The organism is Hominiventricola sp. (assembly GCF_057604405.1).
Genome location: NZ_DBLYVB010000015.1, coordinates 1 through 26,311 on the forward strand (window position 1 = coordinate 1; position 26,311 = coordinate 26,311).

Annotated in this window: 23 protein-coding genes, 1 other RNA gene and 1 riboswitch; of the genes, 20 read left to right on the top strand and 4 right to left on the bottom strand. The window is 47.5% G+C overall.

Going from position 1 to position 26,311, the window contains the following annotated elements:
• The first annotated feature begins 444 nt into the window (after nucleotides 1-444).
• The 4 genes from rnpB (at nucleotide 445) to ACZMB2_RS09840 (ending at nucleotide 3,391) form a co-directional block, all read left to right on the top strand.
• Nucleotides 445-787, top strand: an RNA gene (rnpB, locus tag ACZMB2_RS09825) — RNase P RNA component class A.
• 84 nt (nucleotides 788-871) lie between these two features.
• The gene (locus ACZMB2_RS09830) at nucleotides 872-1,396 is read left to right on the top strand and encodes a GNAT family N-acetyltransferase (RefSeq protein WP_487596607.1); all 525 of its coding nucleotides are present in this window, start codon (nucleotides 872-874) and stop codon (nucleotides 1,394-1,396) included.
• On the top strand, nucleotides 1,393-2,154 hold the full coding sequence (locus ACZMB2_RS09835; RefSeq protein ID WP_487596608.1) for an exodeoxyribonuclease III: 762 nt from the start codon (nucleotides 1,393-1,395) through the stop codon (nucleotides 2,152-2,154). The genes ACZMB2_RS09830 and ACZMB2_RS09835 overlap by 4 nt, the downstream gene beginning before the upstream one ends.
• A 4-nt stretch (nucleotides 2,155-2,158) precedes the next feature.
• Nucleotides 2,159-3,391 (top strand): DNA polymerase Y family protein, encoded by a 1,233-nt coding sequence (locus ACZMB2_RS09840; protein ID WP_487596609.1) that lies wholly within the window; start codon nucleotides 2,159-2,161, stop codon nucleotides 3,389-3,391.
• A gap of 53 nt (nucleotides 3,392-3,444) precedes the next feature.
• Here the strand turns inward: ACZMB2_RS09840 and arcC are convergent, their stop codons facing one another.
• Nucleotides 3,445-4,374 (bottom strand): carbamate kinase, encoded by a 930-nt coding sequence (gene arcC / locus ACZMB2_RS09845; RefSeq protein WP_118769170.1) that lies wholly within the window; start codon nucleotides 4,372-4,374, stop codon nucleotides 3,445-3,447.
• Nucleotides 4,375-4,608: 234 nt separating this feature from the next.
• Between arcC and ACZMB2_RS09850 the strand changes: the two genes are divergently transcribed.
• The 15 genes from ACZMB2_RS09850 to ACZMB2_RS09920 all read left to right on the top strand — a co-directional run bounded on the left by ACZMB2_RS09850 (nucleotide 4,609) and on the right by ACZMB2_RS09920 (nucleotide 22,008).
• The gene (locus ACZMB2_RS09850; RefSeq protein ID WP_487596610.1) at nucleotides 4,609-6,078 is read left to right on the top strand and encodes a UDP-N-acetylmuramoyl-L-alanyl-D-glutamate--2,6-diaminopimelate ligase; all 1,470 of its coding nucleotides are present in this window, start codon (nucleotides 4,609-4,611) and stop codon (nucleotides 6,076-6,078) included.
• Nucleotides 6,079-8,313, top strand: a complete 2,235-nt coding sequence (gene priA, locus ACZMB2_RS09855) for a replication restart helicase PriA (protein ID WP_487596611.1) — start codon at nucleotides 6,079-6,081, stop codon at nucleotides 8,311-8,313.
• A 10-nt stretch (nucleotides 8,314-8,323) separates the two neighbouring features.
• Complete coding sequence (gene def, locus ACZMB2_RS09860; protein WP_487596612.1) at nucleotides 8,324-8,803, top strand: peptide deformylase; 480 nt, start codon at nucleotides 8,324-8,326, stop codon at nucleotides 8,801-8,803.
• Between the two features lie 5 nt (nucleotides 8,804-8,808).
• Nucleotides 8,809-9,753, top strand: a complete 945-nt coding sequence (fmt, locus tag ACZMB2_RS09865; protein ID WP_487596613.1) for a methionyl-tRNA formyltransferase — start codon at nucleotides 8,809-8,811, stop codon at nucleotides 9,751-9,753.
• Nucleotides 9,754-10,455: a zinc metallopeptidase gene (locus ACZMB2_RS09870; RefSeq protein WP_487596614.1), complete on the top strand. Its 702-nt coding sequence runs from the start codon at nucleotides 9,754-9,756 to the stop codon at nucleotides 10,453-10,455.
• Nucleotides 10,448-11,743, top strand: coding sequence for a 16S rRNA (cytosine(967)-C(5))-methyltransferase RsmB (rsmB, locus tag ACZMB2_RS09875; RefSeq protein ID WP_487596615.1), 1,296 nt, complete (start codon nucleotides 10,448-10,450; stop codon nucleotides 11,741-11,743). Before ACZMB2_RS09870 ends, rsmB begins: the two co-directional genes overlap by 8 nt.
• Entirely contained in the window at nucleotides 11,736-12,782 is a 1,047-nt protein-coding gene (gene rlmN / locus ACZMB2_RS09880; RefSeq protein ID WP_487596616.1) for a dual-specificity RNA methyltransferase RlmN, read from the top strand. Before rsmB ends, rlmN begins: the two co-directional genes overlap by 8 nt.
• 3 nt (nucleotides 12,783-12,785) lie before the next feature.
• Entirely contained in the window at nucleotides 12,786-13,532 is a 747-nt protein-coding gene (locus tag ACZMB2_RS09885; protein ID WP_487596617.1) for a Stp1/IreP family PP2C-type Ser/Thr phosphatase, read from the top strand.
• Nucleotides 13,529-15,679, top strand: coding sequence for a Stk1 family PASTA domain-containing Ser/Thr kinase (gene pknB / locus ACZMB2_RS09890; RefSeq protein ID WP_487596618.1), 2,151 nt, complete (start codon nucleotides 13,529-13,531; stop codon nucleotides 15,677-15,679). Before ACZMB2_RS09885 ends, pknB begins: the two co-directional genes overlap by 4 nt.
• Nucleotides 15,680-15,682: 3 nt before the next feature.
• Nucleotides 15,683-16,570, top strand: a complete 888-nt coding sequence (gene rsgA / locus ACZMB2_RS09895) for a ribosome small subunit-dependent GTPase A (RefSeq protein ID WP_487596619.1) — start codon at nucleotides 15,683-15,685, stop codon at nucleotides 16,568-16,570.
• Nucleotides 16,571-16,573: 3 nt separating this feature from the next.
• Nucleotides 16,574-17,230 (top strand): ribulose-phosphate 3-epimerase, encoded by a 657-nt coding sequence (gene rpe, locus ACZMB2_RS09900; RefSeq protein ID WP_487596620.1) that lies wholly within the window; start codon nucleotides 16,574-16,576, stop codon nucleotides 17,228-17,230.
• A 4-nt stretch (nucleotides 17,231-17,234) separates the two neighbouring features.
• Nucleotides 17,235-17,888 carry a thiamine diphosphokinase gene (locus ACZMB2_RS09905; protein ID WP_487596621.1) on the top strand — a complete coding sequence of 218 codons (654 nt, stop codon included), beginning with the start codon at nucleotides 17,235-17,237 and terminating at the stop codon, nucleotides 17,886-17,888.
• A 227-nt stretch (nucleotides 17,889-18,115) separates the two neighbouring features.
• Nucleotides 18,116-18,850: a 30S ribosomal protein S2 gene (gene rpsB, locus ACZMB2_RS09910; RefSeq protein WP_487596622.1), complete on the top strand. Its 735-nt coding sequence runs from the start codon at nucleotides 18,116-18,118 to the stop codon at nucleotides 18,848-18,850.
• Between the two features lie 74 nt (nucleotides 18,851-18,924).
• Nucleotides 18,925-19,866, top strand: coding sequence for a translation elongation factor Ts (gene tsf / locus ACZMB2_RS09915; RefSeq protein ID WP_487596651.1), 942 nt, complete (start codon nucleotides 18,925-18,927; stop codon nucleotides 19,864-19,866).
• A gap of 192 nt (nucleotides 19,867-20,058) precedes the next feature.
• A complete protein-coding gene (locus ACZMB2_RS09920) occupies nucleotides 20,059-22,008 on the top strand; it encodes an oleate hydratase (RefSeq protein WP_487596623.1) in 1,950 nt (649 codons plus the stop codon).
• A 98-nt stretch (nucleotides 22,009-22,106) separates the two neighbouring features.
• Here the strand turns inward: ACZMB2_RS09920 and ACZMB2_RS09925 are convergent, their stop codons facing one another.
• The 3 genes from ACZMB2_RS09925 to ACZMB2_RS09935 all read right to left on the bottom strand — a co-directional run bounded on the left by ACZMB2_RS09925 (nucleotide 22,107) and on the right by ACZMB2_RS09935 (nucleotide 25,549).
• The gene (locus tag ACZMB2_RS09925; RefSeq protein ID WP_487596624.1) at nucleotides 22,107-22,832 is read right to left on the bottom strand and encodes a S1 RNA-binding domain-containing protein; all 726 of its coding nucleotides are present in this window, start codon (nucleotides 22,830-22,832) and stop codon (nucleotides 22,107-22,109) included.
• Between the two features lie 71 nt (nucleotides 22,833-22,903).
• Nucleotides 22,904-24,259 carry an alanine/glycine:cation symporter family protein gene (locus tag ACZMB2_RS09930; RefSeq protein WP_487596625.1) on the bottom strand — a complete coding sequence of 452 codons (1,356 nt, stop codon included), beginning with the start codon at nucleotides 24,257-24,259 and terminating at the stop codon, nucleotides 22,904-22,906.
• A 91-nt stretch (nucleotides 24,260-24,350) separates the two neighbouring features.
• A riboswitch (glycine riboswitch) is annotated at nucleotides 24,351-24,449 on the bottom strand.
• A 98-nt stretch (nucleotides 24,450-24,547) separates the two neighbouring features.
• Nucleotides 24,548-25,549, bottom strand: coding sequence for a ComEC/Rec2 family competence protein (locus ACZMB2_RS09935; protein ID WP_487596626.1), 1,002 nt, complete (start codon nucleotides 25,547-25,549; stop codon nucleotides 24,548-24,550).
• A 162-nt stretch (nucleotides 25,550-25,711) separates the two neighbouring features.
• Here ACZMB2_RS09935 and ACZMB2_RS09940 point away from each other — a divergent pair, with 162 nt between their 5' ends.
• Nucleotides 25,712-26,299 carry a cytidylate kinase-like family protein gene (locus ACZMB2_RS09940; protein WP_487596627.1) on the top strand — a complete coding sequence of 196 codons (588 nt, stop codon included), beginning with the start codon at nucleotides 25,712-25,714 and terminating at the stop codon, nucleotides 26,297-26,299.
• The last annotated feature ends 12 nt before the right edge of the window (nucleotides 26,300-26,311 follow it).

Sequence of the window (26,311 nt, forward strand, 5' to 3'; positions counted from 1 at the left end):
ATTAAACTATTTGACACCAAAACAATATAAGGAGTACTATGCTCAGTTTTGAGTGTATAAAAAATGAAAAAAGTGTCTACTTTTTGTTGACTAGTGCAAAAAAATGAAATTTGGGCAGATGGAAATATTGATATTGAAAATGCCCACAAAATAAAGCAGATTTTGGCAGAGAAGGGGAGATACTTTCTATCTGCCCAATATGGGATTACAGCATTTGAAATCTGGAAGATTTTACGGAAAAAGAGCCTGTTATTGGGTATCAGGAAATAGTTATGATCTATCTGCCCAATCTCCGGGACAGCACATAACAACTGGCACTTCAAAACCGGCATAGTAAGATTGCGGAATTTCCCGTTACATCTGCCACTGGGACTTTGGAGTGTTGACAAAATTACAATTCCCCATAGACAATCGTTCAAAATTACGCTACAATAGAACATACGGCAAGTAAGACAGACAATCGCGGCTGATTTTATCAGGTGAGGAAAGTCCGGGCTTCACAGGGCAGGATGCCGGATAACGTCCGGTGGAGGTGACTCCAAGGCCAGTGCAACAGAGATATACCGCCAGCACCGCAAGGAGCTGGTAAGGGTGGAAAGGCAGTGTAAGAGACTACCGCCCGACTGGTAACAGGCGGGGCACATGTAAACCCCATCCGAAGCAAGACCAAGCAGAAGCATATGGTGGCCCGCCAGCTTCAGGTAGGTTGCTTGAACGTGCCGGTAACGGTACGTCTAGATAGATGATTGTCCAACGACATAACCCGGCTTATCGTTTTGCTTGCTGTAAAAATAAGATTGATAAAGACGCAGGGCGGCTTCTACAAAAGGAAGTTCCCTGCGTTTTTTATATCAGGAGAGGAAGAATATCCATGGTACGATTACGTCCATATAAGAAATGTGATGCGGCCACGATTGTGGGATGGCTTACCGATGAAGCCGGATTCTGGAAATGGTGTGCTGGAAGATATGATCACTATCCGATTACAGCAGAGGATATGAATGCTTTTTACAACCAGTTTGAACAGAATCCCCGCCATTTTCAGATGACGATGCTGGATGGAACAGAAGTAAAGGGGCATCTCATCATGCAGTTCCTCGATGAGGAGATGAAAAATCTGAAATTTGGCTGTATTATCGTGGATTCTGCAGTCCGTGGAAAAGGGTATGGTTACCGGATGCTGGCACAGGCACTTGATTATGCATTTGGAATTCTGAAAGTGGATCGGGTATCACTGGGTGTCTTTGAAAATAATCCGGCGGCAAAGCGGTGCTATGAGAGACTGGGACTTACTGCAACCGGAAAATATGAAGTGTATCATCTGATGGGAGAGGACTGGAACTTTCATGAGATGGAAATCAGCAGAGAAAAATGGACAGGGGGAGAACAGCGATGACAAAATTATATTCCTGGAATGTAAATGGCCTGCGTGCCTGTATGGAAAAAGGTTTTCGGGAGTTTTTAGAGAGGGAACAGCCGGATGTGCTGTGCCTGCAGGAAACCAAGATGCAGCCGCATCAGGCAGAGTTTGAGTTTCCGGGCTATGAGATCTACTGGAACAGTGCAGTGAAAAAAGGATACTCCGGAACAGCAGTGCTTACGAAAGAAAAGCCGGTAAGTGTCTCCTATGACCTTGGATTTGAAGACAGGCATAACACGGAAGGACGTGCCATTACAGTAGAGTACCCGGATTATTATCTGGTGTGTGTCTATGTTCCCAATGCCCAGGACGGATTAAAACGAATTGACTATCGGATGGAATGGGAAGATGATTTCCGCGCCTACGTGGGTGGCCTGAAAGAAAAGAAGCCGGTCATCATTACCGGTGATATGAACGTGGCAAAGGAAGAGATCGATCTGAAAAACCCCAAGAGTAATCGTGGAAATGCAGGATTTTCCGATCAGGAGCGGGATAAAATGAGGGAGCTTCTGGCATCCGGTTTTGTGGATTCCTTCCGGTATCTCTATCCGGATCTGAAAGATGCCTACAGCTGGTGGTCTTACCGCTTTAAGGCAAGAGAGCGGAACGCAGGCTGGCGGATTGACTATTTTTTAGTATCTGAGGGAATGGAAGAAAGAATCGAAGACAGTAGAATCCTTTCTGAGCAACTAGGCAGTGACCATTGTCCGGTGGAACTGATTTTGAAATCATAAAGAAATGGAACGATTGATTTTTCATGTGGATGTAAATAGTGCCTTTCTGTCCTGGGAGGCGGCAAGACGTGTGAAGGAGGGTCTGCCGGATCTTCGGGAGATTCCTTCCTGCATTGGCGGAGATCCGAAATCCCGCCGGGGAATTGTGGTGGCAAAATCCATTCCTGCGAAAAAATACGGAGTTATCACAGGAGAACCCGTATCTATGGCACTTCGAAAATGTCCGGAACTGGTATGCGTCCCGGGGGATTTTGTGCTGTTTGAAACTTGTTCCCGGGCATTTAAAAAAATATGCGCATCCTATGCGCCGGTTATGGAGTCTTTCTCCATCGATGAAGTTTTTCTTGATATGAGCGGCACAGAGAAAATTTATCCGGATCCTGTAAAGCTGGCTCACGAGATCAAGGATCGAATCCGGGAGGAACTGGGTTTTACCGTCAATATCGGAATTGGGACCAACAAGCTTCTGGCAAAGATGGCATCAGATTTCGAGAAACCGGATAAAGTCCATACGCTGTTTCCGGCGGAAATTCCAACCAAAATGTGGCCGCTTCCGGTGAGGGATCTTCTGTTTCTCGGAAAAGCATCGGAACAGAAGCTGATAAAGGCGGGGATTAAGACCATAGGAGAGATGGCACGTTATCCGGAAACGGAGATTCAGCGGCTGCTGGGAGAAAAGACAGGACATCAGTTATATGAGTACGCCAACGGCAGAGATGATTCTCCGGTGCGGGGAGAACGGGAAGAAGCAAAAGGATACAGTGCGGAGACCACGACGGAAGAAGATATTGTGACCTATGAGCAGGCATTTTCCCTGTTGCTGGCACAGTGTGATGTGGTAGCGGCCAGAATGCGGAAAGACGGTAAGAAATGCAGCTGTATATCGGTTACTTACCGGATGCTGGATTTCAGAACTAGGTCTCATCAGAAGAAGCTGGAAAATCCGACGGATGTGACGGAAGAAATTTTTGCCCAGATAAAGAATCTGCTGCGTGAATGCTGGCAGTGCCAGCCGCTGCGCCTGATTGGTGTGGCATTGACAGATCTGACATCAGATGATTTCCGACAGATGTCTCTTTTTGAAAATACAGAGAACCATGAGAAACAGAAAAAAGTGGACGGAGTGGTGGATGATATCCGCAAGCGTTTTGGAAATGGAATGATTGTGCGGGGAAGTACCATGAAGACAGCAGATAAAGTGGCGCGAAAAGCAAAGGCGCAGATGGATTTGCATTAAAAAAAGCCTGTCACCGGTTTTACAACCGGGGCAGGCTTTCGATATGTCAGAGTTTATTTAATAATAGTTCCGGCTTTCTCTTCCAATGCTTCTTTTGCATCATCGAGGTCAGCAATGACGGTAACGCGGCCCGGTTTTCCGGATACAAAGGAAACAGCAGCAACGACTTTCGGAAGGATGGATTTCTCAGCGAACTGTCCTTCTGCAATGTAGCTGCGGGCTTTCTCCACGCTGATGGTGTCAAGAGGTTCGCAGTTATCCTTGCCGTAGTTCAGATAAAGCTTCTTCTCGCCGGTGAGCAGGAGCAGCATATCGGCATCCAGAAGTTCTGCCAGCTTACCGCTTGCAAGGTCTTTTTCGATCACGGCACTGGCACCTTTGAGGCGGTTGGCCTGTTTCAGTACCGGGATTCCGCCGCCGCCGCAGGCAATGACAACCTGTCCTGCATCGGAAAGGGTGCGGATGGCATCGATCTCAACAATGTCTTCCGGCTTCGGAGCGGAGACGATTCGTCTGTATCCGCCTTCGACTTTCGTTACATAATTTCCTTTTTCTTCTTCGGCATCTGCCTCTTCACGGGTCATAACACGTCCAATAACTTTAACCGGTTTGTAGAAGGAGTCATCGTAAGGATTTACCACAACCTGAGTCAGAATGGTGGTAACCGGGCGCCCGATACCGCGGTTTAACAGTTCCTCACGAATGGCATTCTGCAGGTCATAGCCAATGTATCCCTGGCTCATGGCAGAGCAGACAGACATAGGTGCGAAGGTGTAATCTGGATGCTGTTTTCCAAACTCGTTCATGGCGGTATGGATCATGCCCACCTGGGGTGCGTTGCTGTGGGAGATAACAACCTGGCAGTCAGCCTCCACAAGATCAGCAATTGCCTTTGCGGCATTTTTTACAGCGGTCTGCTGTTGGGGAAGCGTAGCTCCCAGCGCTTTGTGCCCTAAGGCAACGACAACTTTTTTTTTGCTCATAGATGGGTCCTCGTTTCTGTCAGAATTTACTCAGGAACTCCTGTCCTGAATTGTTTCTTTAATTATAATTGCATTACAGGAAAATTGCAAGGGCGTGACAAATATGTTATACTATTTAAAGCTATGCACATGCCAGTGATGGTGTGCCCATACTTGCAGGGTGCACATTGTTACTGGCATGCATATGGCGAACAGCCATACAGGAGTAATAATCAGCGAAGAAGGAGGTTCTTCATGAAAACAATTACCGGATTACTGGAGAAATTAAATTACAGAGTGATAGATGGTGCCTTGGACGGAGAGGTCAGCGCACTGGTATACGATTCCAGAAAAGTAACAAAGGACTGTATGTTTGTCTGCATCAAAGGTGCGGTATACGACAGCCATGAGCATACGGAAGAGATTGCATCAGCAGGTGCGAAAGTTATTGTGGCAGAGCGTCCGGTGAAAGTACCGGCGGGTGTGACACTGGTACTGGTGGATGACAGCCGCTATGCACTGGCACTTCTGTCAGCGGCATGGTTTGATTATCCGGCGGAAAAAATGAAAGTGATCGGTATCACCGGAACCAAAGGAAAGACAACAACCACCTTCATGGTGAAGGGCATCCTGGAGCATGCAGGCTACAAAGTAGGTCTTATGGGCACCATTGAAACGATTATTGGAGAGAAACATATTCCGGCATGCAATACCACACCGGAATCCTATCTCATTCAGGAATATTTTGCACAGATGGTAGAGGCAGGCTGTGAGATCTGCGTCATGGAAGTGTCCTCCCAGGGACTTATGATGCACCGGACTGCCGGTATTCCCTTTGAAATCGGCATTTTTACCAACCTGGCACCGGATCATATCGGTCCTAACGAGCATGCCAGTTTCGAAGAATATGCAGCTTGTAAAGGGATGCTGTTCAAACAGTGTCGTCTGGGTATCGCAAATATTGATGATGAGCATTTTCAGATGGTGCTGGAAGGTCATACCTGCAAGTTGGAAACGATTGGATTTTCGGAAAATGCAGACTATCGCGCTTCCAATGTGGAACTGATCGGCAGACCGGGTTATCTGGGAGTGAAATATCATGTATCCGGAAAACTCAACATGGATGTGGAGATCGATATTCCGGGACGGTTCAGCGTGTATAATTCTCTGGTGGCTATTGCCGTATGTGAGCATTTTAAAGTATCCGAGGAGGATTTGAAAGCAGCGCTCAAAATCGTAAAGACCAAGGGAAGAATTGAACTGGTCAAAGTATCCGATGATTTTATCCTGATGATCGATTATGCACACAATGCCATGGCACTGGAAAGCCTTCTTTCTACTCTGCGGGAGTATCATCCGCAGCGTCTGGTATGTGTCTTCGGATGCGGCGGCAACCGTTCCAAGCTTCGCCGTTATGAGATGGGTGAAGTATCCGGAAAGCTGGCGGATTTGACTGTGATTACCTCTGACAATCCGCGTTTTGAGGAGCCCCAGGATATTATCAACGATATTAAGATCGGTATGGAAAAGACCGATGGAAAATATATCGAAATCTGTGACCGTAAAGAAGCCATCCGTTATGTAATCGAGCATGGTCAGAAAGGCGACGTTATCGTTCTGGCAGGAAAAGGCCATGAAGATTATCAGGAGATCAAAGGGGTAAAATATCCCATGGACGAGAGAGTGCTGATTCAGGAAGTGCTGAAGGAGCTGTCGGAGAAATAGATGGAGTATGCCAATGTGATCGTGGATATTTCCCACGAGAAACTGGATAAAATTTTTCAGTACCGGATTCCGGAACATATGAAAAGCACACTGCAGACCGGCATGCAGGTAACATTTCCCTTTGGAAACGGTAACCGGCCGATGAAGGGCTATGTGGTGGGATTTGCAGAGACACCGGATTATCCGCCGGAGCGGGTGAAAGAATTGACCGGAGTGGCAGAGGGCAGTGTACGTGCAGAATCCCAACTGATTGCTATTGCATCATGGATGCGGAACATGTATGGATCCACCATGAATCAGGCATTAAAGACGGTGCTCCCGGTCAGACAACAGGTGGCAGAAAAAAGAGAAGTAACCCTGCGGCTTCATGTGAGCAGTGAGCAGGCAAAAACGTTATTAGAAGAAGCACTTCATAAAAATTACCGGGCAAAAGCAAGACTTCTGGCAGCGCTTCTTGATCATGGAGGAAGTCTTGATAAGCGGGAAGCGATGGACCGGTACCAGATTACTGCCCCGGTTATTAAAAAATTTGAAGAGGATGGGGTACTCCTTCAGGAGACAAAGACACGTTACCGGAATCCTTTCGAGGGACATTTTCAAAGGATGCATGAACATCCGCCGCTGACGATGGAGCAGCAGCAAGTGGTAGATGGTATCTGGCAGGAATACGAGCAGGGAATTGGTAAGACCTATCTTCTGCAGGGGGTAACCGGCAGTGGTAAGACGGAAGTGTATATGGAGCTCATTTCCCGGGTGATTGCAAAAGGGAAGCAGGCCATTGTGCTGATTCCGGAGATTGCCCTGACAATCCAGACGGTGCGCCGGTTCTATGAACGCTTTGGTGACCGGGTATCGGTTATGCATTCCCGATTGTCGGAAGGCGAGAAATATGACCAGTTTGTCCGGGCAAAAGAAGGCCGGATCGATGTGATGATCGGACCAAGATCTGCGTTATTTACACCATTTTCACAAATAGGTGTTATGATTATCGATGAGGAACACGAAGGGGCATACAAAAGTGAGACGGTGCCGCGGTATGATGCCAGAGAAGCGGCAATTTACCGGGCGTCTCTGAGTGGAGCTTCTGTTATTCTTGGAAGCGCAACTCCATCTCTGGAGAGCAGTTATCGCGCCAGAAAGGGTATGTATGGCTGGTATCGGCTGGATCACCGGATTGGAACGGCCATGCTTCCGGAAGTATCAGTGGTGGATTTGAGGGAAGAGCTGAAAGCAGGAAACAGGAGCATTTTCAGCAGACGACTGTATTCTGCCATGGATGACCGACTGAAAAAAAGAGAACAGATCATGCTGTTCCTGAATCGAAGAGGATTGTCCGGATTTGTGTCCTGCCGCTCCTGCGGTAAAGCGGTACGGTGTCCTCATTGTGATGTGACGTTATCCTTACATCAGGATGGATGGCTTCGTTGTCATTACTGTGGTTATCAGATCCGGATGCCGGAACAATGCCCGTCCTGCGGGTCTCCTTATATTTCCGGATTCCGGGCAGGAACCCAGCAGATTGAACAGGAAGTGAAAAAATATTTTCCGGGAGCACGGGTTCTGAGGATGGATTATGATACTACCCGAACAAAGGAAAGTTATGAGAAGATTCTGACCGCATTTGGAAAAGGGGAAGCCGATGTGCTGGTAGGAACCCAGATGATTGTAAAAGGACATGATTTTCCAAATGTGACACTGGTGGGTGTCATTGCTGCAGATATTTCCCTGTATGCACCGGATTACCGGGCATCGGAGCGGACATTCCAGCTTCTGACTCAGGCGGTGGGAAGAGCCGGCCGCGGGAAAAAAGCAGGTGAGGCAGTGATTCAGACCTATATGCCGGAACATTACAGTATTGAGACAGCAGCCAAGCAGGACTATGAAGCCTTTTACCGGCAGGAAATTTCTTACCGGAGTCTCATGGGGTACCCACCCGTGGAAAATATGATGGGTATTTACTTATCCTGTGAAGCACCGGAACTTTTAGAACAGCAGGCAGAGGTTATAGGAGAACGAATCCGGGCGGCGGGCAGGCAGCAGCTACAGATGATTGGTCCGGCAGATGCAGCGCTGTCAAAGAAAAATGACCGTTATCGCAAAGTAATTTATATCAAACACAGAGATACAGAACAATTATTATATATCAAAGAGCAGCTGGAACAGCAGATAGAAAAGGAAACGGTCTGGGAAAAGGTCCGGATCCAGTTTGACCTGAATCCGTTCCAGGCTTATTAAGGAGGAAATTATGGCAATTCGTAATCTGAGAATTGAAGGAGATCCCATTCTTCGAAAAACAAGCAAAGAGGTAAAGGAGATTACTCCGAAAATTGTGGAACTGGTAGATGACATGCTGGAGACCATGTATGAAGCAAATGGCGTGGGACTGGCAGCACCTCAGGTAGGGGTTTTAAAAAGAATCGTTGTGATTGATGTGGGAGAGGGACCGATTGTTCTCATCAACCCGGAGATTACCAGAACGGAAGGCAGCCAGACCGGAGATGAGGGATGTTTAAGTGTGCCGGGAAAGGCAGGCACCGTAACCAGACCGAATGAAGTGACGGTCCGCTTTATGGGCGAAGACGGAGAGTGGTATGAACTGGAGGGAACCGAACTTCTGGCAAGAGCCATCTGCCATGAGTGTGACCATCTGGATGGAAAGCTTTATGTGGATCTGGTAGAAGGAGATCTCCATGACGTGACCTATACGGATGATGAGGAGGAATAAGATTCATGAAAATTATTTTTATGGGAACGCCGGATTTTGCGGTGGGAACACTGGAAGCACTTCATGAGGCAGGACATGAGGTTACGCTTGTGGTCAGTCAGCCGGATAAACCCAAAGGACGTGGCCATGAACTTCAGCCAACTCCGGTGAAAGCAGCAGCAGAACGTTTGGGACTGCCGGTATTTCAGCCGGTAAAAGTACGGGAAGCGACAGAAGTTCTGGAACAGACAGAAGCTGATGTGATGGTGGTGGCTGCTTTTGGACAGCTGATTCCTTCAGGCATTCTTCATATGAAAAAATACGGGTGTATCAATGTGCATGCCTCTCTGCTGCCTAAATATCGTGGAGCAGCACCGATTCAGTGGGCGGTTATTGATGGAGAAAAAGAATCCGGTGTGACGATCATGCAGATGGACGAGGGACTGGATACAGGTGATATGCTGGCGAAGGCGGTCGTTCCACTGGATGAAAAAGAGACAGGCGGCAGCCTTTTTGACAAATTAAGCATTGCAGGAGCAAAGCTTTGCGTGGAAACACTTGCAAAACTGGAGAAGGGTGAGATCACAGCAGAAAAACAGGGAGAATCCCCGACCGCTTATGCTTCCATGCTGAAAAAGAGTATGGGAAATATTGACTGGACAAAAGATGCAGTGTCTATCGAGCGTCTGGTCAGAGGTCTGAACCCGTGGCCCAGTGCCTATACCACATTGAACGGAAAGACTATGAAGATCTGGCAGTGTGATGTACTGCCGGATGAAGAGGGAGCATCAAAAGGAACCTGTGGTGAAATACTGGAAGTAACAAAGAAAGCCATGATTGTTAAGACCGGTGATGGAAGACTGGCGCTGACAGAGATTCAGCTGGCAGGCAAAGCGCGGATGGATGCAGGTGCATTTTTACGCGGTTACAAGGTAGAACCGGGCACAATGCTGAAGGCAGAACAGGAGTAAATGATGTTTGGTTATTATTATGATCCTACGTACATTCTGGTACTGATTGGAGCGCTGTTGTCCCTTTGGGCATCAGCAAGAGTGAACAGTACCTACAACAGATATGCAAAAGTATACAGCCGTTCCGGGCTGACCGGTGCCGAGGCAGCCCAGCAGATTTTGAAAAATGCCGGGATTTACGGTGTCCGGGTGGAACATGTCAGTGGAAATCTTACTGACCACTATGATCCGAAAGCGAAAGTTCTTCGCCTTTCCGACAGTGTTTATGGCTCCCGTTCTGTAGCAGCGGTCGGTGTGGCAGCCCATGAGTGCGGTCATGCCATTCAGGATGATGTGGATTATGTGCCGCTTCGTTTCCGCAGTGCTTTTGTGCCAGTTGCCAATATCGGAACCCAGATTGCATGGCCGATTCTGCTGATCGGACTTTTATTTACAAAGTCTTATCTGTTAATCCAGATCGGATTGCTGTGCTTCTTCTTTGGCGTACTGTTCCAGCTCATTACCCTTCCGGTAGAGTTTAACGCTTCCGCAAGAGCGGTACGGATTCTGGAGAATACCGGAATGCTGGATCAGGAGGAATTAAGAGGTACCAGAAAAGTGCTCTCTGCAGCAGCTATGACTTACGTGGCAGCAGCGGCTGCTTCTATCCTGTCCATGCTGCGTCTGATTCTTCTTTTCGGAGGTAACAGAAGACGTGACTGATCAGGGAACAAAGGTAAATACCAGGGCACTGGCACTGGATTTTTTGTTGGAAACAGCGGAAAAAGGCGGCTACAGCCATGTGGTGATGAGAGGCATGCTGGAAAAATACCAGTATCTCGACAAAAAAGAACGGGCATTTCTGACCAGGCTTAGCGAAGGAACTCTGGAGCGAATGCTGGAGCTGGATGCCATTATCGACAAATTTTCCAAAGTTCCTGTGAAGAAAATGAAACCGGTGATTCGGAACCTGTTAAGACTGTCGGTTTATCAGCTGAAATACATGGATCAGATTCCGGATTCTGCTGTCTGTAATGAGGCAGTGAAGCTGGCGCAGAAGAAAGGCTTTTCCAGCCTGAAAGGCTTTGTCAACGGCGTGCTTCGGAATATTGCAAGAGAACTTCCGAATGTAAAGTTTGAGGACTTATCCATTCAGTATTCCACACCCCGGTGGATTGTGGATCAGTGGATTTCCGAATATGGGGAAGAAAAAGCAGCCCTGATGCTGGCAGACCAGTATCAGGAGAAGCCAACGACCATCCGGGTCAATCTGTCAAAAATCAGCCGGGAGGCGCTGACAGAGCGACTGAAAAAAGAGGGAGTGCAGGTGCAGGCGGTAGAGGATGTAGACTGTGCACTGGCCATCAGCGGATATGATTATCTGCGGGCATTGACTTCTTTTCGCGAAGGTCTGTTTCAGGTGCAGGATGTAAGCTCCATGAAAGCAGCATTGGCAGCAGATCCAAAGGAGGGAGACAACTGTATTGATGTCTGCGCAGCGCCGGGAGGCAAGAGTCTTCATCTGGCAGAACTTCTTCACGGTACAGGAATGGTAGAAGCAAGAGATCTGACTGAATATAAAGTAGGATTGATTCAGGATAATATTGACCGGACAGGAGCGAAAAATATCCAGGCGGTGCAGATGGATGCCACGGTACTGGATGAGGCATCTGTCAAAAAAGCGGATGTGGTGCTGGCAGATCTTCCGTGTTCAGGACTTGGTGTGCTCAGTAAGAAGACTGATCTCAAATACCGGATGACACCGGAGCAGCAGGAAGAATTAGTGGATTTGCAGCAGCGGATTTTGTCGGTTGTGTGGCAGTATGTAAAACCGGGCGGTACGTTGGTCTATAGTACCTGTACCGTGCATAAAGAAGAAAATGAAGGAAATGTGGATTGGTTCCTTGAGAACTATCCGTTTACATTAAAAGAACAGATACAGATGCTTCCGGGTGTGGATGCCTGGGATGGCTTCTTTATCGCAAAACTGGAGAGAAAGAGAAATGACTGATATCAAATCTCTGACGCTGGATGAGCTGACAAAGGAAATGGAAGCCATCGGCGAGAAAAAGTTCCGTGCAGCACAGATTTACAGCTGGATGCACGAGCGTCTCGCAGACGATTTTGATCAGATGACCAATCTGTCAAAGAACTTAAGAGAAAAGTTAAAAGAAAATTATGAGCTGACCCGCCTGGAGCTGGTACGGGTGCAGACTTCCAAAATCGATGGAACCAGCAAATTTTTGTTCCGTCTGTCTGATGGCAATGTTATCGAGAGTGTTTTGATGAAGTATCACCATGGCAATTCTGTCTGCATCTCTTCTCAGGTAGGATGCCGTATGGGATGCCGCTTCTGTGCATCTACTCTGGATGGGTTGGAGCGCGGCTTAAAGCCTTCTGAAATGCTGGATCAGATTTATCAGATTCAGAAATGGTCCCAGGAGCGCGTTCACAATGTAGTAGTCATGGGGACGGGAGAACCGTTGGACAACTATGATTCCCTGCTCCGTTTTATTCATCTTCTGACCTGCGAGGGAGGACTTCATATCAGTCAGAGAAACCTGACGGTATCTACCTGCGGTATTGTACCGAATATGAGACGGCTGGCAGATGAAAAACTGCAGATTACCCTGGCACTTTCCCTGCATGCCTCCAGTCAGGAGAAGAGAAAGACATTGATGCCTGTGGCGAATAAATATGCCCTGGATGATGTATTGGATGCCTGCCGGTACTATTTTGAGCAGACGGGCAGACGGATTACCTTTGAGTACAGCCTGGTAGGAGGTGTCAACGACAGTGCGGAGGATGCCAGAGAACTGGCAGCACTGGTACATGATATAAACTGCCATATCAATCTGATTCCGGTCAATCCCATCAAAGAACGGGATTATGTCCAGTCAGATAACAGTGCCATTCAGAGCTTTAAAAATAAACTTGAAAAATCAGGGATAAATGTTACCATTAGAAGAGAAATGGGACGAGATATTGACGGCGCATGCGGACAGCTGCGCAAGAGCTATATGGATACGGAAAAAGAGAGAGGTGAGTAGAAGGTGCAGACATCGGTTGCAATGACGGATATCGGCCGGGTGAGAGTGGTAAATCAGGATTATGTATATGCTTCAGATCTTCCGGTCGGAAATCTCCCGAATCTGTACATCGTTGCGGATGGAATGGGAGGACATAAAGCCGGAGATCTGGCATCCTCCTACGCGGTGCAGACCATTGTGGAAGCGGTACAGAGGAGCACGGAGAGCCGCCCGGCACTGATTCTGCAGAAAGCAGTCCGGTATGCTAATTACCGGCTGTATGAAAAATCCGGGGAACGGGAGGAATATAACGGCATGGGAACCACATTGGTGGTTCTGACTGTATGCGGAGAGGAAGCGTTGGCTGTGAATGTAGGCGACAGCCGCCTCTATGAGATTGCAGAGGGCAGCATCGTACAGATTTCCGAGGATCACTCTCTGGTGGCAGAACTGGTGCGAAAAGGAGAACTGACCCAGGGAGAAGCCAGAAAACATCCGGATAAAAATATTATTACAAGAGCGCTGGGTATTCAGGAAGAAACGCAGATGGATCTGTTTCCTTTTCATGTGGAGCCGGGAAACCGGTATCTGCTCTGCTCAGACGGACTGAGCAATATGGTGGAGGATGAAGATCTCTGCCGGATTATCAGTGAGAAAGCAGATCTTGCAGAGATTGGAAGCCGACTGATCAGGGAAGCCAACACGAATGGCGGACTGGATAATATAGCGGTCGTACTGGTAGAAATTGGACAGCGTGAGGTAGGATTATGATAAAAGTTGGAACGATTGTGGGAGACCGCTATGAGATTCTGGAGAAGATCGGAGTCGGCGGTATGGCGGAGGTCTTTAAAGGAAAAGACCATAAACTCAACCGTTTTGTTGCAGTAAAAGTTTTGAAAGAAGAGTTCCGCGGGAATGAAGGCTTTGTAAAAAAATTCAAAGAAGAAGCTCAGGCGGCTGCAAGGCTTGCCCATCCCAATATTGTCAACGTCTATGATGTCGGCGATGAAAATGGAATTTACTATATTGTCATGGAGCTGGTAGAGGGTATCACCCTGAAGAATTATATTGAGCGGAAGGGAAACCTGACGATTAAGGAAGCAACCAGCATTGCTATCCAGGTCTGTGCAGGACTGGAAGTGGCCCATAATAACAACATCGTACACAGAGATATTAAACCTCAGAATATTATTATTTCCAGAGAAGGAAAAGTGAAGGTGACGGACTTTGGAATTGCCAAGGCAACCACATCCCAGACTACCACAGCCAATGCCATGGGTTCTGTGCATTATGCATCCCCGGAACAGGCACGAGGCGGCTATGTGGACGGCAGAAGCGACATCTATTCTCTGGGTATTGTGTTATATGAAATGGTAACCGGACGGGTTCCCTTTGACGGCGAGACAGCAGTGACAGTAGCAGTGAAACATTTGCAGGAAGAAATGGTTCCGCCTAGCGTATACTGCAAAAATATTCCCTTCAGCCTGGAGCAGATCATTAAGAAATGTACCCAGAAGAGTCCGGACCGCAGATATCAGGATATCGGAGATCTGCTGGCAGATCTGAAACAGTCCCTGATGGATCCGGAGGGGGACTTTGTCCAGATGGTAAATGTGGATGAGCAGGCCCGCACGGTTGTCATGACAAAAGGAACAGCCTCTAAAATCAAAGAATCCAGAAAGATAGACATTCCGGTGATGAACCTGGATGATGAAGAAGAGGATGAAGATGATGAGGACGAATACGACGAAGATGAAGATGATGAGGACGACGAGGATGATGAAGAACTGAGTCCGGCAGTGGAAAAAGCGATGACGATTGCAGGTGTGGTACTGGCGATTATCATTGCGCTGATTGTTGTTCTTCTCGTATTTAAGACCTTGGGACTTGGAAAGAATCATTCCGATGATACGTCTGATGTTCAGCAGACAGAGCAGACAGCGGATACAGATGCGGACAATAGCTCCGACAGTACTTCCTCTGACAGCACGGAAAATACGGTGGTGATGCCGAATCTTCTGGGCAAGACCATGACGGAAGCAAAGATTGAACTGAAAGATCTGAGCATCAGTATTACATTAAAAGGCAGTGAGAACTCCAGCCAGTATGCAGCCGGACAGATTATCAGCCAGAGCGTGGACAGCGGTACCCGCGTGGCAGTCGGAAGCTCTGTGGAGGTAACCATTGCAGGAAGCGGATCCACAGGAACCTCTTCTTCTGACAGCAGTTCCAGTACCAGCAGTACCACTACGACTACGGACAGTGAGGTGACAGTTCCCAATGTAGTAGGAAAAGATGAGGCTACAGCGAAGAGTGCCATCACGGCAGCGGGACTTACCGTTGGAACGGTATCAGAATCAGCCAGTGATACAGTGACGGCCGGTCTGGTTATCAGCCAGACAGTGGCAGCCAACACAAAAGTAGCAAAAGGAACTACCGTGAGTATTGTGCTCAGCAGTGGTCCCAGCAGTGTGAAAGTAACGGATGTCGTCGGTCATGAGCAGAGCCGTGCAGAACAGGAGCTTGCGGCCGCAGGATTTCAAGTGTCAGTGAAGGAAGCCTATTCTTCCGATGTCCGTTCGGGCCTGGTCATCAGTACGACGCCGGACAGAGGAACCCCTGCAAAGCCAGGAAGCACCGTAACCATGACCGTCAGCCAGGGAAAAGAAAAAGTGACGATTCCTTCGGTCAGTGTAGGTATGACCTATGAAGCAGCGGCAGAAAAGCTGGAAGACGCAGGATTTACCGGAACCATCAGTGAGGCAACGGAATCCAGCAATTCTGTGGGAAGCGGATTTGTCACCCGGTACAGCCCAAGCGGAGCCGTAGATCCGGATGGAACGGTAACGATCTATGTGAGCACTGGTTCTGCATCTGGTACGGGAACAGACGGAACTGAAGGAATGCCGGCGAATTAAACTATGACAGGAAGAATTATAAAAGGAATTGCAGGCTTCTACTATGTGTATGTGGAAGGCTGCGGAGTATACGAATGTAAGGCAAAAGGCGTATTCCGGAACCGAAAGGTAAAGCCATTGGTTGGTGACCGGGTGGAAATCCAGGTGATCGATGAGGCGGAACACAAGGGCAATATGGAAGAAATTCTTCCAAGAACCAGTGAGCTGATCCGTCCTGCAGTGGCAAATGTAGATCAGGCAATGGTCATTTTTGCAGCGGCAAAACCAAAGCCAAACCTGTCTCTTCTGGATCGTTTCCTGATCTCCATGGAACAAAAAGAGGTTCCTTCCATCATCTGCTTTAACAAAATCGATGAAGCGTCCGAAGAAGAACTTCAGCGATTAAAAGAGATTTATGGTGGATGCGGCAGCAGGCTTTTGTTCATCAGCGCCAGATATGAGCAGGGAGTAGAGGAAATCCGGGACCTGCTTCGGGGAAAGACCACGACAGTGGCAGGCCCATCAGGTGTTGGAAAATCAACACTTATCAATCTGCTGGTGCCGGACGCAGAGATGGAGACGGGACAGATCAGCCAGAAGATTGACAGAGGAAAACATACCACACGGCACAGTGAACTGTTCCGCGTGGAAGAAGACAGCTATATTTTTGATACTCCGGGCTTCAGTTCACTGGAACTGATGGGGATGGAAAAAGAAGAATTACGGTATTATTTTCCTGAATTTACGCCCTATGAGGGCAGCTGCCGGTTTCAGGGCTGCGTCCACGGACAGGAGCCGGGCTGTGCGGTAAAGGAAGCAGTGGAGCAGGGGAAGATTAACAGGGAACGGTATGAAAGTTACCGTCTGCTCTTTGGAGAGCTTCAGGAAAAAGAGAAGAGGAGATACAATTAGATTATGAAAAGATATTTATCACCATCCATTTTATCAGCAGATTTCGCGCATCTGGGAGAGGATATTCAGCATGCGGCAGCAGCAGGTACCCAGTATCTGCACTATGATGTCATGGACGGTATGTTTGTACCAAGTATTTCTTTCGGAATGCCGGTACTGGAATCCGTCAGAAAAGTAACAGATCTGGTGCTGGATGTACATCTGATGATCGAAGATCCGGATCGTTATATTGATGATTTTGTAAAATGCGGTGCCGATATCATTACCGTACATTATGAGGCATGCAAGGATGTGAAGAAAACGCTGGAGTTCATTAAAAGCAAAGGGGTGAAAGCAGGTGTAACCATCAAACCAAAGACCCCAAACAGTGTTTTGGCCGACGTACTGGATATGGCAGATATGATCCTTCTCATGACGGTAGAACCGGGCTTCGGCGGACAGGCTTATATTCCCGAATCCACCGGGAAGATCAAAGAGCTTCGTCAGATACTGAATGAGAAAGGGCTGGATACCGATATCGAAGTAGACGGCGGCATCAAGAAGGATAACCTCCAGATGGTTCTGGATGCAGGCGCGAACGTCATCGTAGCCGGAAGTGCCATCTTTAAAGGTGACATTGAGCAGAATGTCAAAGATTTCCTGCGCATTATGGGAGAATAATACATTGCATACACTGATTATCAGCGGGGGCACAATCGATACCGATTTTGCCCTCGATTTATTAAAAAAAGAGAAATATGATCACATTATCGGCGTGGATGGTGCGCTGAAATTCTGTAAAGAACAGAATATTGTCCCTACCCGTATTGTGGGAGATTTTGATACCCTGGATCCGGAGATTCTGACCTGGTATCAGACCCATACCCAGATCGAGATCCGGCAGTTTAATCCGGTGAAAGATGCTACCGACACCCAGATTGCCATCGAACTTGCCATGGAGCTGGGCAGTAGGAAAATCACCCTGGTCGGCGGTACCGGAACCCGGCTTGACCATGTGCTGGGAAATATTCAGACCCTGTATCTGCCTTTTGCAAAAGGCATCGACTGCCGAATCGTGGATGCTCATAACCGGATCCGGCTGGTATCAGGGGAACTGCATCTGAAGATGGCAGAACAGTGGGGCAAATATGTGTCCCTGATCCCGTTCACAACGGATGTGGAAGGTGTGGATCTGATTGGTTTTAAATACCCGTTGGAAAAATTTAATTTTACCGTTCTTGGTACCGGCAGCAGAGGTGTTTCCAATGAGATTGCGGAAGAAGAAGCGGTGATTCGCATAGAAAAAGGAATCATGATATTGGTGGAGTCGAAAGACTGAAATAATCAAAAAATGCAAAATTTTCCTTGACTTCTCAGCTTTTTCTATGCTATATTAGATAAGGCTTTTTGCGGGCAAAGTATGTCCAATGAGCCGGGTGTGTCAGATAACTGACGACCCGTTACGCAAAAATCACGCGGACGGATTCCGGAAGAGGTGCCTGTATACAGGTCCTTCTGGGAGTAGAAGGTCACGCGGAAGAAAAAAACCAAAACGGAGGAAGAACAATGAGCGTAATTTCAATGAAACAGTTACTGGAAGCCGGCGTACACTTCGGTCATCAGACCAGAAGATGGAACCCGAAAATGGCAGAGTACATCTACACCGAGAGAAACGGTATTTACATCATCGACCTGCAGAAATCTGTAGGAAAAGTTGATGAGGCTTACAAAGCAGTTGCAGATATCGCAGCTGAGGGTGGAAAGATCCTTTTCGTTGGTACTAAGAAACAGGCTCAGGATGCTATCGCAGTAGAGGCAGAGCGTTGCGGAATGTACTATGTAAACGAGAGATGGCTCGGTGGTATGCTGACCAACTTCAAGACTATCCAGGGACGTATTGCAAGACTGAAAGCAATCGAGACCATGGAGGAAGACGGAACCTTCGACGTACTGCCGAAGAAAGAAGTCATCGCTCTGAGAAAAGAGATGGATAAACTTCAGAAGAACCTTGGCGGTATCAAAGAGATGAAGACCCTTCCGGATGCTATCTTTGTAGTAGATCCGAAGAAAGAGAAGATCTGTGTACAGGAAGCTCATACTCTGGGAATCCCGCTGATCGGTATCTGCGATACCAACTGCGATCCGGAAGAGCTTGACTACGTAATCCCGGGTAACGATGACGCTATCCGTGCCGTAAAACTGATCGTTTCCAAGATGGCAGATGCTGTTATCGAGGCAAATCAGGGCGAAGCTGAGGAGTATGCTGAGGAAGCATATGAGGAGCAGCCGGTAGAAGAGTAATTTACAGGTAAAGGCCGTCCGGGACAGTATTGTTCCGGACGTGCTGTAAACACACATCCCACAGGAGGAATCAGATCATGGCTATTACAGCATCTATGGTAAAAGAGTTAAGAGAGATGACCGGTGCAGGAATGATGGATTGTAAGAAAGCACTTGCAGCTACCGAGGGTAACATGGAAGCAGCAGTGGATTTCCTGCGTGAGAAAGGTCTTGCTACCGCACAGAAGAAAGCAAGCCGTATTGCAGCAGAGGGTATCGTAGCTACCGCTCTGTCTGAGGACGGAAAGAAAGCAGTTGCTGTCGAAGTAAATGCAGAGACTGACTTCGTTGCTAAGAACGAGAAATTCCGCAACTACGTTGCAGATGTTGCTGCACAGGCACTGAACACTACTGCAGCAGATATCGACGCATTCCTGGCAGAGCCGTGGGCACAGGATACCACCAAGACTGTAAAAGAGGCTCTTGCAGCTCAGATCGCAGTGATCGGTGAGAACATGAACATTCGTCGTTTCAAACAGGTTGAGGAGCAGAACGGATTTGTAGCTTCTTACATCCATGCAGAAGGAAAGATCGGTGTTCTCGTTGACGTTGAGACCGACGTAGTAAACGATGAGATCAAAGAGATGGCTAAGAACATCGCTATGCAGATCACCGCTATGAAACCGGTATACACCAACGACAGCGAAGTTGATGAAGAGTACAAAGCTCATGAACTTGAGATCATCAAATCTCAGATCGAGAACGATCCGAAGATGGCAGGAAAGCCGGAGAAAGTTATCAACGGCGCTATCATGGGACGTCTGAACAAACAGCTCAAAGAGATCTGTCTGCTTGATCAGGTATATGTAAAAGCAGAGGATGGAAAACAGAGCGTAGCAGCTTATGTAGCTCAGGTTGCAAAAGCTAACGGCGCTAACGTTACTGTTAAAGGATTTGTTCGTTTCGAGACCGGTGAAGGTATGGAGAAAAAGAACGAGGATTTCGCAGCAGAGGTTGCAGCTCAGCTTGGTAAATAAGCCGTTTGTAAATAACGCTGATAAAGGGACATGGAAACGATTGGTTTTCGTGTCTCTTTTTTTATAAACTTTTTACCTTTCGGAAATAATAAAATCATTGACAAATCAGAATAATAGATTTATTATCGAAACATATTGTATGTAGTATTTAATACTATATCAAATAGTAATAAAAAGAAAGGTAAAGAAAATATGGGAAAATCAAAGTGGAAAGTGGGAATGGCATCTGCGCTGGCTGTAGGGGCAGGAGCTGCGGCTGTCGTGGCAGGCAGAAAGAAGAAGTCTAAGACGCTTAAAGAGAGCAATTATCGGAATACGGAGCGCGGAAAACAGGCGAAGAACAGCAAGGGGATCTATTATTCCAGCGGAAACTATGAGGCTTTTGCGCGGCCGGAGAAGCCGGAAGGTATTGAAGGAAAATCTGCATACCTGGTTGGAAGTGGTTTGGCTTCATTAGCAGCAGCCTGTTTTCTGGTAAGAGATGCCAGAATGCCGGGAGAGAATATTCACATTCTGGAGGCTATGGACGTTGCAGGAGGTGCATGTGACGGTATTAACGACCCTTCCAGGGGCTATGTCATGCGTGGCGGCCGCGAGATGGAGGATCATTTTGAATGTCTGTGGGACCTGTTCCGAAGTATTCCGTCTCTGGAAGTACCGGATGCATCGGTGCTGGATGAATATTATTGGCTGAACAAACATGATCCTAACTATTCTCTGTGCCGTGCAACAGTGAACCGTGGAGAGGATGCTCATACCGATGGCAAATTCCGTCTGAGTCAGAAGGGCAGCATGGAGATCATGAAACTGTTCTTTATGAAAGACGAAGATCTCTATGATAAGACGATTGAGGATGTCTTTGATGACGAAGTATTTCGTTCGGATTTCTGGCTCTACTGGCGTACGATGTTTGCATTTGAAAACTGGCACAGTGCCTTAGAGATGAAGCGATATTTCCAGAGATTTATTCACCATATCGGTGGACTGCCGGATTTTTCTGCATTGAAATTTACCAGGTATAATCAGTATGAATCTCTCATTCTTCCTATGCAGAAATATCTGGAAGAGGCAGGTGTGCAGTTTCAGTTCGGAACGGAAGTGACCAATGTCCGTTTTGAGATGGAGGGCGAAAAGAAGACAGCCAGAGCCATTGAATGCAAGGTGCATGGCGAGGTACAGGAAATCCCTCTGACAGAAGATGATTTTGTATTTATTACCAATGGAAGCTGTACAGAAGGAACGATTTACGGCGATCAGAATCATGCTCCGACAGGAGATGCGGAAATTAGAAACAGCGGATGCTGGTCTCTCTGGAAAAATGTTGCCCGTCAGGATCCGGCATTTGGACATCCGGAGAAATTCTGCTCCAATATTGAAAAGACCAACTGGGAATCCGCCACAGTGACCACTTCCAATGAGAAAATCATTTCCTATATCACAAAGATCTGCAAACGTGATCCGAGAACAGGAAAAGTCGTGACCGGTGGTATTGTCAGCTGCAGAGATTCCAGCTGGCTCTTAAGCTGGACGATCAATCGGCAGGGACAGTTCAAAGGGCAGAAGAAAGATGAGATCTGTGTATGGGTTTACAGCCTCTTTACAGACGTACCGGGCAATTATGTGAAGAAACCTATGAAAGAGTGTACGGGTAAGGAAATTACGGAAGAATGGCTCTATCATCTGGGCATCCCGGTAGAAGAAATCCCGGAACTGGCAGAACATCATGCGAACTGTACACCGACCATGATGCCTTATATTACGGCATTCTTTATGCCGAGAAGCGCCGGAGACCGGCCGGATGTCATTCCGGATGGCTGTGTCAACGCAGCCTTCTTAGGACAGTTTGCTGAAACCCCGCGGGATACCATTTTCACCACGGAATATTCTGTGCGGACAGCTATGGAGGCGGTCTATGGCCTCTGTGGTGTGGATCGTGGTGTTCCGGAGGTATGGGGCAGTGTCTATGACGTAAGGGAACTGTTGGACAGCACCGTAAAACTCATGGATGGCAAATCCCCATTGGAGATGCCGCTGCCCAAACCATTGGAAATGCTAAAAAAACCATTATTAAAGAAAGCAGATAAAACTATTATCGGGAAATTATTACGCGATCATGGTGTTCTGAAAGATGGAATGATCTAGAAATAGAATTTTAGCCGTTACGTAAAAAAGACAACCGACAACCTGTGAGCGGTTCCTCTCACAGTTTGCCGGTTGTCGGTTTTATGCCGTAGAATGGCTTACAGCTTAATATTTTTCAGAAGAGAACCAAGACTGGTAGCAATATTCTCAGACTTCGGAATCTCATAATGCTCGTTAGCATCCTCTTCCTGGGCACTTTCCAGAAGTGCTTTCATACTGAGGGAAAGCTTACCGTCTTTGATAGCGGTAACTTTCACTTTTACTTCCTGACCTTCTTTGAGTACTTTGTCAGGGCTTACCACGCGTTTGTCAGAGATCTGGGATACGTGAACCAGACCGGAGAGACCGTTGGACAGGCGGACAAATGCGCCATAATCTTTCAGAGTCTCTACGGTGCCGTCCATGACGTCACCTACATGTACCTGCTCAAAAGCAGCTTTCTTTTTCTCGTCTTCTGCGGCTCTTGCTTCTGCTCTCAAAATCTCTCTTGCGGAGAGAACCAGACGTTTTTTCTCAGGATCTACTGTGATGACGCGAACGCGTACTTTTTTGTTCAGCCACTCGTTCAGGTCGTCTACATGCTCCAGAGAAAGACGGGATGCCGGGATAAATCCGCGGATACCCTCTACATATGCGATAACACCACCGTTTACCACACCGCCGATTTTAACAGTCAGGACGGTTTTGTCATCCATCTGCTGTTTTAACTCTGCCCATACCGGATCTGCTTCGTCGTCTGCTTCCGGAGCAGCTTCCTCAGCAGCTTTGTAGGATGCTTCCAGCTCCTCTGCAAAGTCATCCATGGTTTTCTTTTCTTCTTCCATTGTGTAAATACCTCCCGTAAAGATTTAAGTCCATATGTCCTTATTATATGGGAATTCGTCGGTAAAATCAATTATTTACTGTAGGTTTTACAGATCTTTGCAACAACTCCGCTCAAAGCAAGCAGTGCCAGTGCATTCGGGATAACCATCAGTCCGTTGAAGAAATCAGCCAGGGACCATACCAGGTCTACTTTCAGTGTAGAACCAACGATGATGAAGATGACAACAATCAGTGAATAGATTTTTGTCGCTTTTACACCGAAGAGATGCTTTACATTGATAGAACCGAAGAAATGCCAGCCCAGAATGGTGGAGAAAGCAAAAAACAGAAGGCAGACAGCAATGAAAATATCACCGAAGCGTCCGAATACGGTGGAAAATGCATACTGGGTCAGTGCGGTGCCGTTCTTTCCGCTGCTCATAGCGCCGGTGGTCAGAACGGAGAAGACGGTAAGGTTCAGGATAATAAAAGTATCAATGAAAACGCTGATCATAGCAGTCAGACCTTGCTGATGCGGATTCTCAGCGGTTGCACGTGCATGTGCATGGGGAGTGGAACCCATACCCGCTTCATTGGAGAAGAGTCCTCTTGCAACACCATAGCGGATCGCTTCTCTTACAGTGATACCTGCAGCACCACCCATGATAGCAGACGGCTGGAATGCGCCTACCAGAATCTGGCGAAATGCTTCCGGGATCATGGTGAAGTTGCATCCGATTACAATCAGGCTGCCGATGATATAGATGCAGGCCATGAAGGGTACCAGTTTTTCAACAACAGCTGCCAGACGATCGGTTCCGCCGATGAAAATGAAGGCTGCAAACACAGCAAGGATAATGCCCACAGCTACCGGCGGTACGTTGATATTTCTGGATGCGAATACTTCAGAGAAGGCAGCGCCGATGGAATTGGACTGCACCATATTTCCCATAAAGCCAAGGGCCAGGATGATAAATACAGAGAACAGACCTCCCAGAACTTTACCAAAGGTTCCTTTAAATGCTGCGTGGATATAGTAAACCGGACCTCCGGTTACCTCTCCGTGTTTTACAACTTTATATTCCTGTGCAAGGGTAGCCTCGGCATAGATGGTAGCCATTCCGAAGAATGCGCTGAGCCACATCCAGAAGATGGCTCCGGGGCCGCCGCCGAAAAGTGCAGTTGCAGCACCGGCCAGATTACCGGTACCTACCTGAGCGGCAATTGCGGTTGCAACAGACTGGAAGGGGGTCATTTCGCCCGCTTTCTTCTCACCCTTGTGACCAAGGTTGCCAAAGAGAAGCTTGAAGCCCTCTCCAAATTTTCTTACCTGAATGAACTTGAGTTTTATGGTGTAGAAGATACCCGTACCACATAATAGTACGATCAGTACCACATTCCATAAAAATCCATTTGCGTTGTCCACCAGTTGTAACAGTGATTCCATTTCTTAGTTCCTCCTACTCGTTATATGCTTGAACATAAAAATAAGAGCTGATAAACTATCAGCCCTCCAAAGAGTAGAACAATCTGCATGTAAAATATGCCCTGTCCTTTTGCCTGAGAGATTGGCGGAAGATACGTTTCCGCTGTACACCTTCGGCGCTCGTCCATCGAGACTCTCCAGAGTGCCTGTCGGGTGTCCGGCCCGACAAGACGTAGAAGACTATATCATATCTCTGGAGTAAATACAATAGTCCGCGTGGAAAAAACAGAAAAATTTTTAATCGGCGGTTTACTTCGTCCTTCCGGAACCGGATACCCAGTCATCGGAGGGGCTGGTATTCCAGGTGAGGGTGGAACCATCGGAGGTGACGGTAATGGTACCCTGGTCGTCGGTACGGAAAAGCTGCACACCTGCCGCGCGAAGTTTGTTCAGAGTCTCTGCATGGGGATGTCCGTAGGAATTGCCGGTTTCGCAGCTGATGACGGCATAGGTGGGAGAGACTGCATCAAGAAATGCATCACTGGTGGAAGTGTGGCTTCCGTGATGACCGACTTTCAGCACATCCGCAGACAGGTCCATGCCGGAAGCGAGCATATCATTTTCGGCTTCTTCCTCAGCATCTCCTGTAAAGAGGAAGGTATTGCTGCCGTGGGTCAGGCGCAGGACAATAGAACAGTCATTGCTGTCTTCATAATTTCTTGCAGGAGAGAGAATCGTAAAGGAAGATTCTCCAAAGGCATAACTGTCGCCCACTTCCGGGTGAATAGCTGTGTAATCCTTGGATTTCATAGCCTGAATGACATCGTCGTAAGTTCTGGTATCGGCTTTTCGTTCCGGCATGAGAATGGTATTGCAGTCAAATTTATAGATTACCACATCTGCACCACCGATATGATCAGCGTCAGGATGGGTCAGCACCAGATAGTCAAGGGAAGAAATACCAAGATATTCCAGATAGGACTGTACTTTTGTACCCTGGTCATTGTCTCCGGCGTCGATCAGCATGGCGTGTCCGCCCTGGGTCAGAAGGGTACAGTCACCCTGACCAATGTCGAGAAAATGAACGGTCAGATCTTCTGTAACGTCCGAAGGTGCGTAGGCAGTCTGTATCTCTGCACCGGAGGCAAGGTCAGAAGCGGCGGTAAGGATGGTGTTCAGTGCGGATGATATGGAATCAGCCTGCCCATTTCCATATCCGGCAATACCAAGGATCAGCACAACCAGTGCGAGGAGCACCGGGACAGTCCGTTTTCTTCGTTTTTTGCGGTAATAATGTTTTTTTCTGCTCATAAAATGTCTCCAGTCTGTCATTGTAGTTTTCGAACATATGATCTATCTTAGCACAGCCGGAGAAAAAAGAAAAGCGATAAAAAGGAGACATTATGCACAAAACTTATTTTACAAAGTTGGAAAAAATATGATATAATATACAAAAGAAATGGAGGTGTTTCTATGAGTAAACGTATTATCACAATTAGCCGTGAGTTTGGAAGCGGTGGAAGAACCATTGGTAAGATGGTGGCAGAGAAACTCGGAATCGCTTTCTATGACAAGGAACTGATTGAGAAGATCGCGGAGGAGACTGGATTTTCCCAAAAGTTTATTGAGGAATACGGCGAGCATGCACCGGGAACCAACGTATTTTCTTATTCTTTTCTTGGAAGGGATGCCAATGGAATTTCCATGCAGGATAAGATCTGGATGCAGCAGAGAAAGCTGATTCTGGATCTGGCAGAAAAAGAGCCCTGCGTGATTGTCGGACGGTGTGCAGACTATATCTTACGTGACCGGACAGACTGTCTGAATGTATTTATCCATGCATCCACGGAAAAGAAAGTAGAGCGAATCGTGAAACTCTATGGAGAGACTGCAGACAAACCGGAAAAGCGTCTGGCAGATAAGGATAAGAAGCGTCGTGTAAATTATCGGTATTATACAGACCGGGAATGGGGAGCAGCACAGAATTATCATCTCTGCCTGGACAGCGGTGAGTTTGGAATTGAGGGCTGCGCAGATCTCATTGCGGATCTGGCAAAATAAAATGGACTTGAA

Excerpts from the sequence above, each read along its gene's own strand:
- rpe (WP_487596620.1), top strand. The coding sequence starts at position 16,574 with ATGAAAAGATATTTATCACCATCCATTTTATCAGCAGATTTCGCGCAT.
- priA (WP_487596611.1), top strand. The coding sequence starts at position 6,079 with ATGGAGTATGCCAATGTGATCGTGGATATTTCCCACGAGAAACTGGAT.
- rsgA (WP_487596619.1), top strand. The coding sequence starts at position 15,683 with ATGACAGGAAGAATTATAAAAGGAATTGCAGGCTTCTACTATGTGTAT.
- ACZMB2_RS09835 (WP_487596608.1), top strand. The coding sequence starts at position 1,393 with ATGACAAAATTATATTCCTGGAATGTAAATGGCCTGCGTGCCTGTATG.
- ACZMB2_RS09870 (WP_487596614.1), top strand. The coding sequence starts at position 9,754 with ATGATGTTTGGTTATTATTATGATCCTACGTACATTCTGGTACTGATT.
- ACZMB2_RS09935 (WP_487596626.1), bottom strand. The coding sequence starts at position 25,549 with ATGAGCAGAAAAAAACATTATTACCGCAAAAAACGAAGAAAACGGACT.
- ACZMB2_RS09850 (WP_487596610.1), top strand. The coding sequence starts at position 4,609 with ATGAAAACAATTACCGGATTACTGGAGAAATTAAATTACAGAGTGATA.
- ACZMB2_RS09830 (WP_487596607.1), top strand. The coding sequence starts at position 872 with ATGGTACGATTACGTCCATATAAGAAATGTGATGCGGCCACGATTGTG.
- def (WP_487596612.1), top strand. The coding sequence starts at position 8,324 with ATGGCAATTCGTAATCTGAGAATTGAAGGAGATCCCATTCTTCGAAAA.
- pknB (WP_487596618.1), top strand. The coding sequence starts at position 13,529 with ATGATAAAAGTTGGAACGATTGTGGGAGACCGCTATGAGATTCTGGAG.
- ACZMB2_RS09840 (WP_487596609.1), top strand. The coding sequence starts at position 2,159 with ATGGAACGATTGATTTTTCATGTGGATGTAAATAGTGCCTTTCTGTCC.
- fmt (WP_487596613.1), top strand. The coding sequence starts at position 8,809 with ATGAAAATTATTTTTATGGGAACGCCGGATTTTGCGGTGGGAACACTG.
- ACZMB2_RS09940 (WP_487596627.1), top strand. The coding sequence starts at position 25,712 with ATGAGTAAACGTATTATCACAATTAGCCGTGAGTTTGGAAGCGGTGGA.
- rlmN (WP_487596616.1), top strand. The coding sequence starts at position 11,736 with ATGACTGATATCAAATCTCTGACGCTGGATGAGCTGACAAAGGAAATG.
- ACZMB2_RS09920 (WP_487596623.1), top strand. The coding sequence starts at position 20,059 with ATGGGAAAATCAAAGTGGAAAGTGGGAATGGCATCTGCGCTGGCTGTA.
- rpsB (WP_487596622.1), top strand. The coding sequence starts at position 18,116 with ATGAGCGTAATTTCAATGAAACAGTTACTGGAAGCCGGCGTACACTTC.
- ACZMB2_RS09925 (WP_487596624.1), bottom strand. The coding sequence starts at position 22,832 with ATGGAAGAAGAAAAGAAAACCATGGATGACTTTGCAGAGGAGCTGGAA.
- ACZMB2_RS09930 (WP_487596625.1), bottom strand. The coding sequence starts at position 24,259 with ATGGAATCACTGTTACAACTGGTGGACAACGCAAATGGATTTTTATGG.
- arcC (WP_118769170.1), bottom strand. The coding sequence starts at position 4,374 with ATGAGCAAAAAAAAAGTTGTCGTTGCCTTAGGGCACAAAGCGCTGGGA.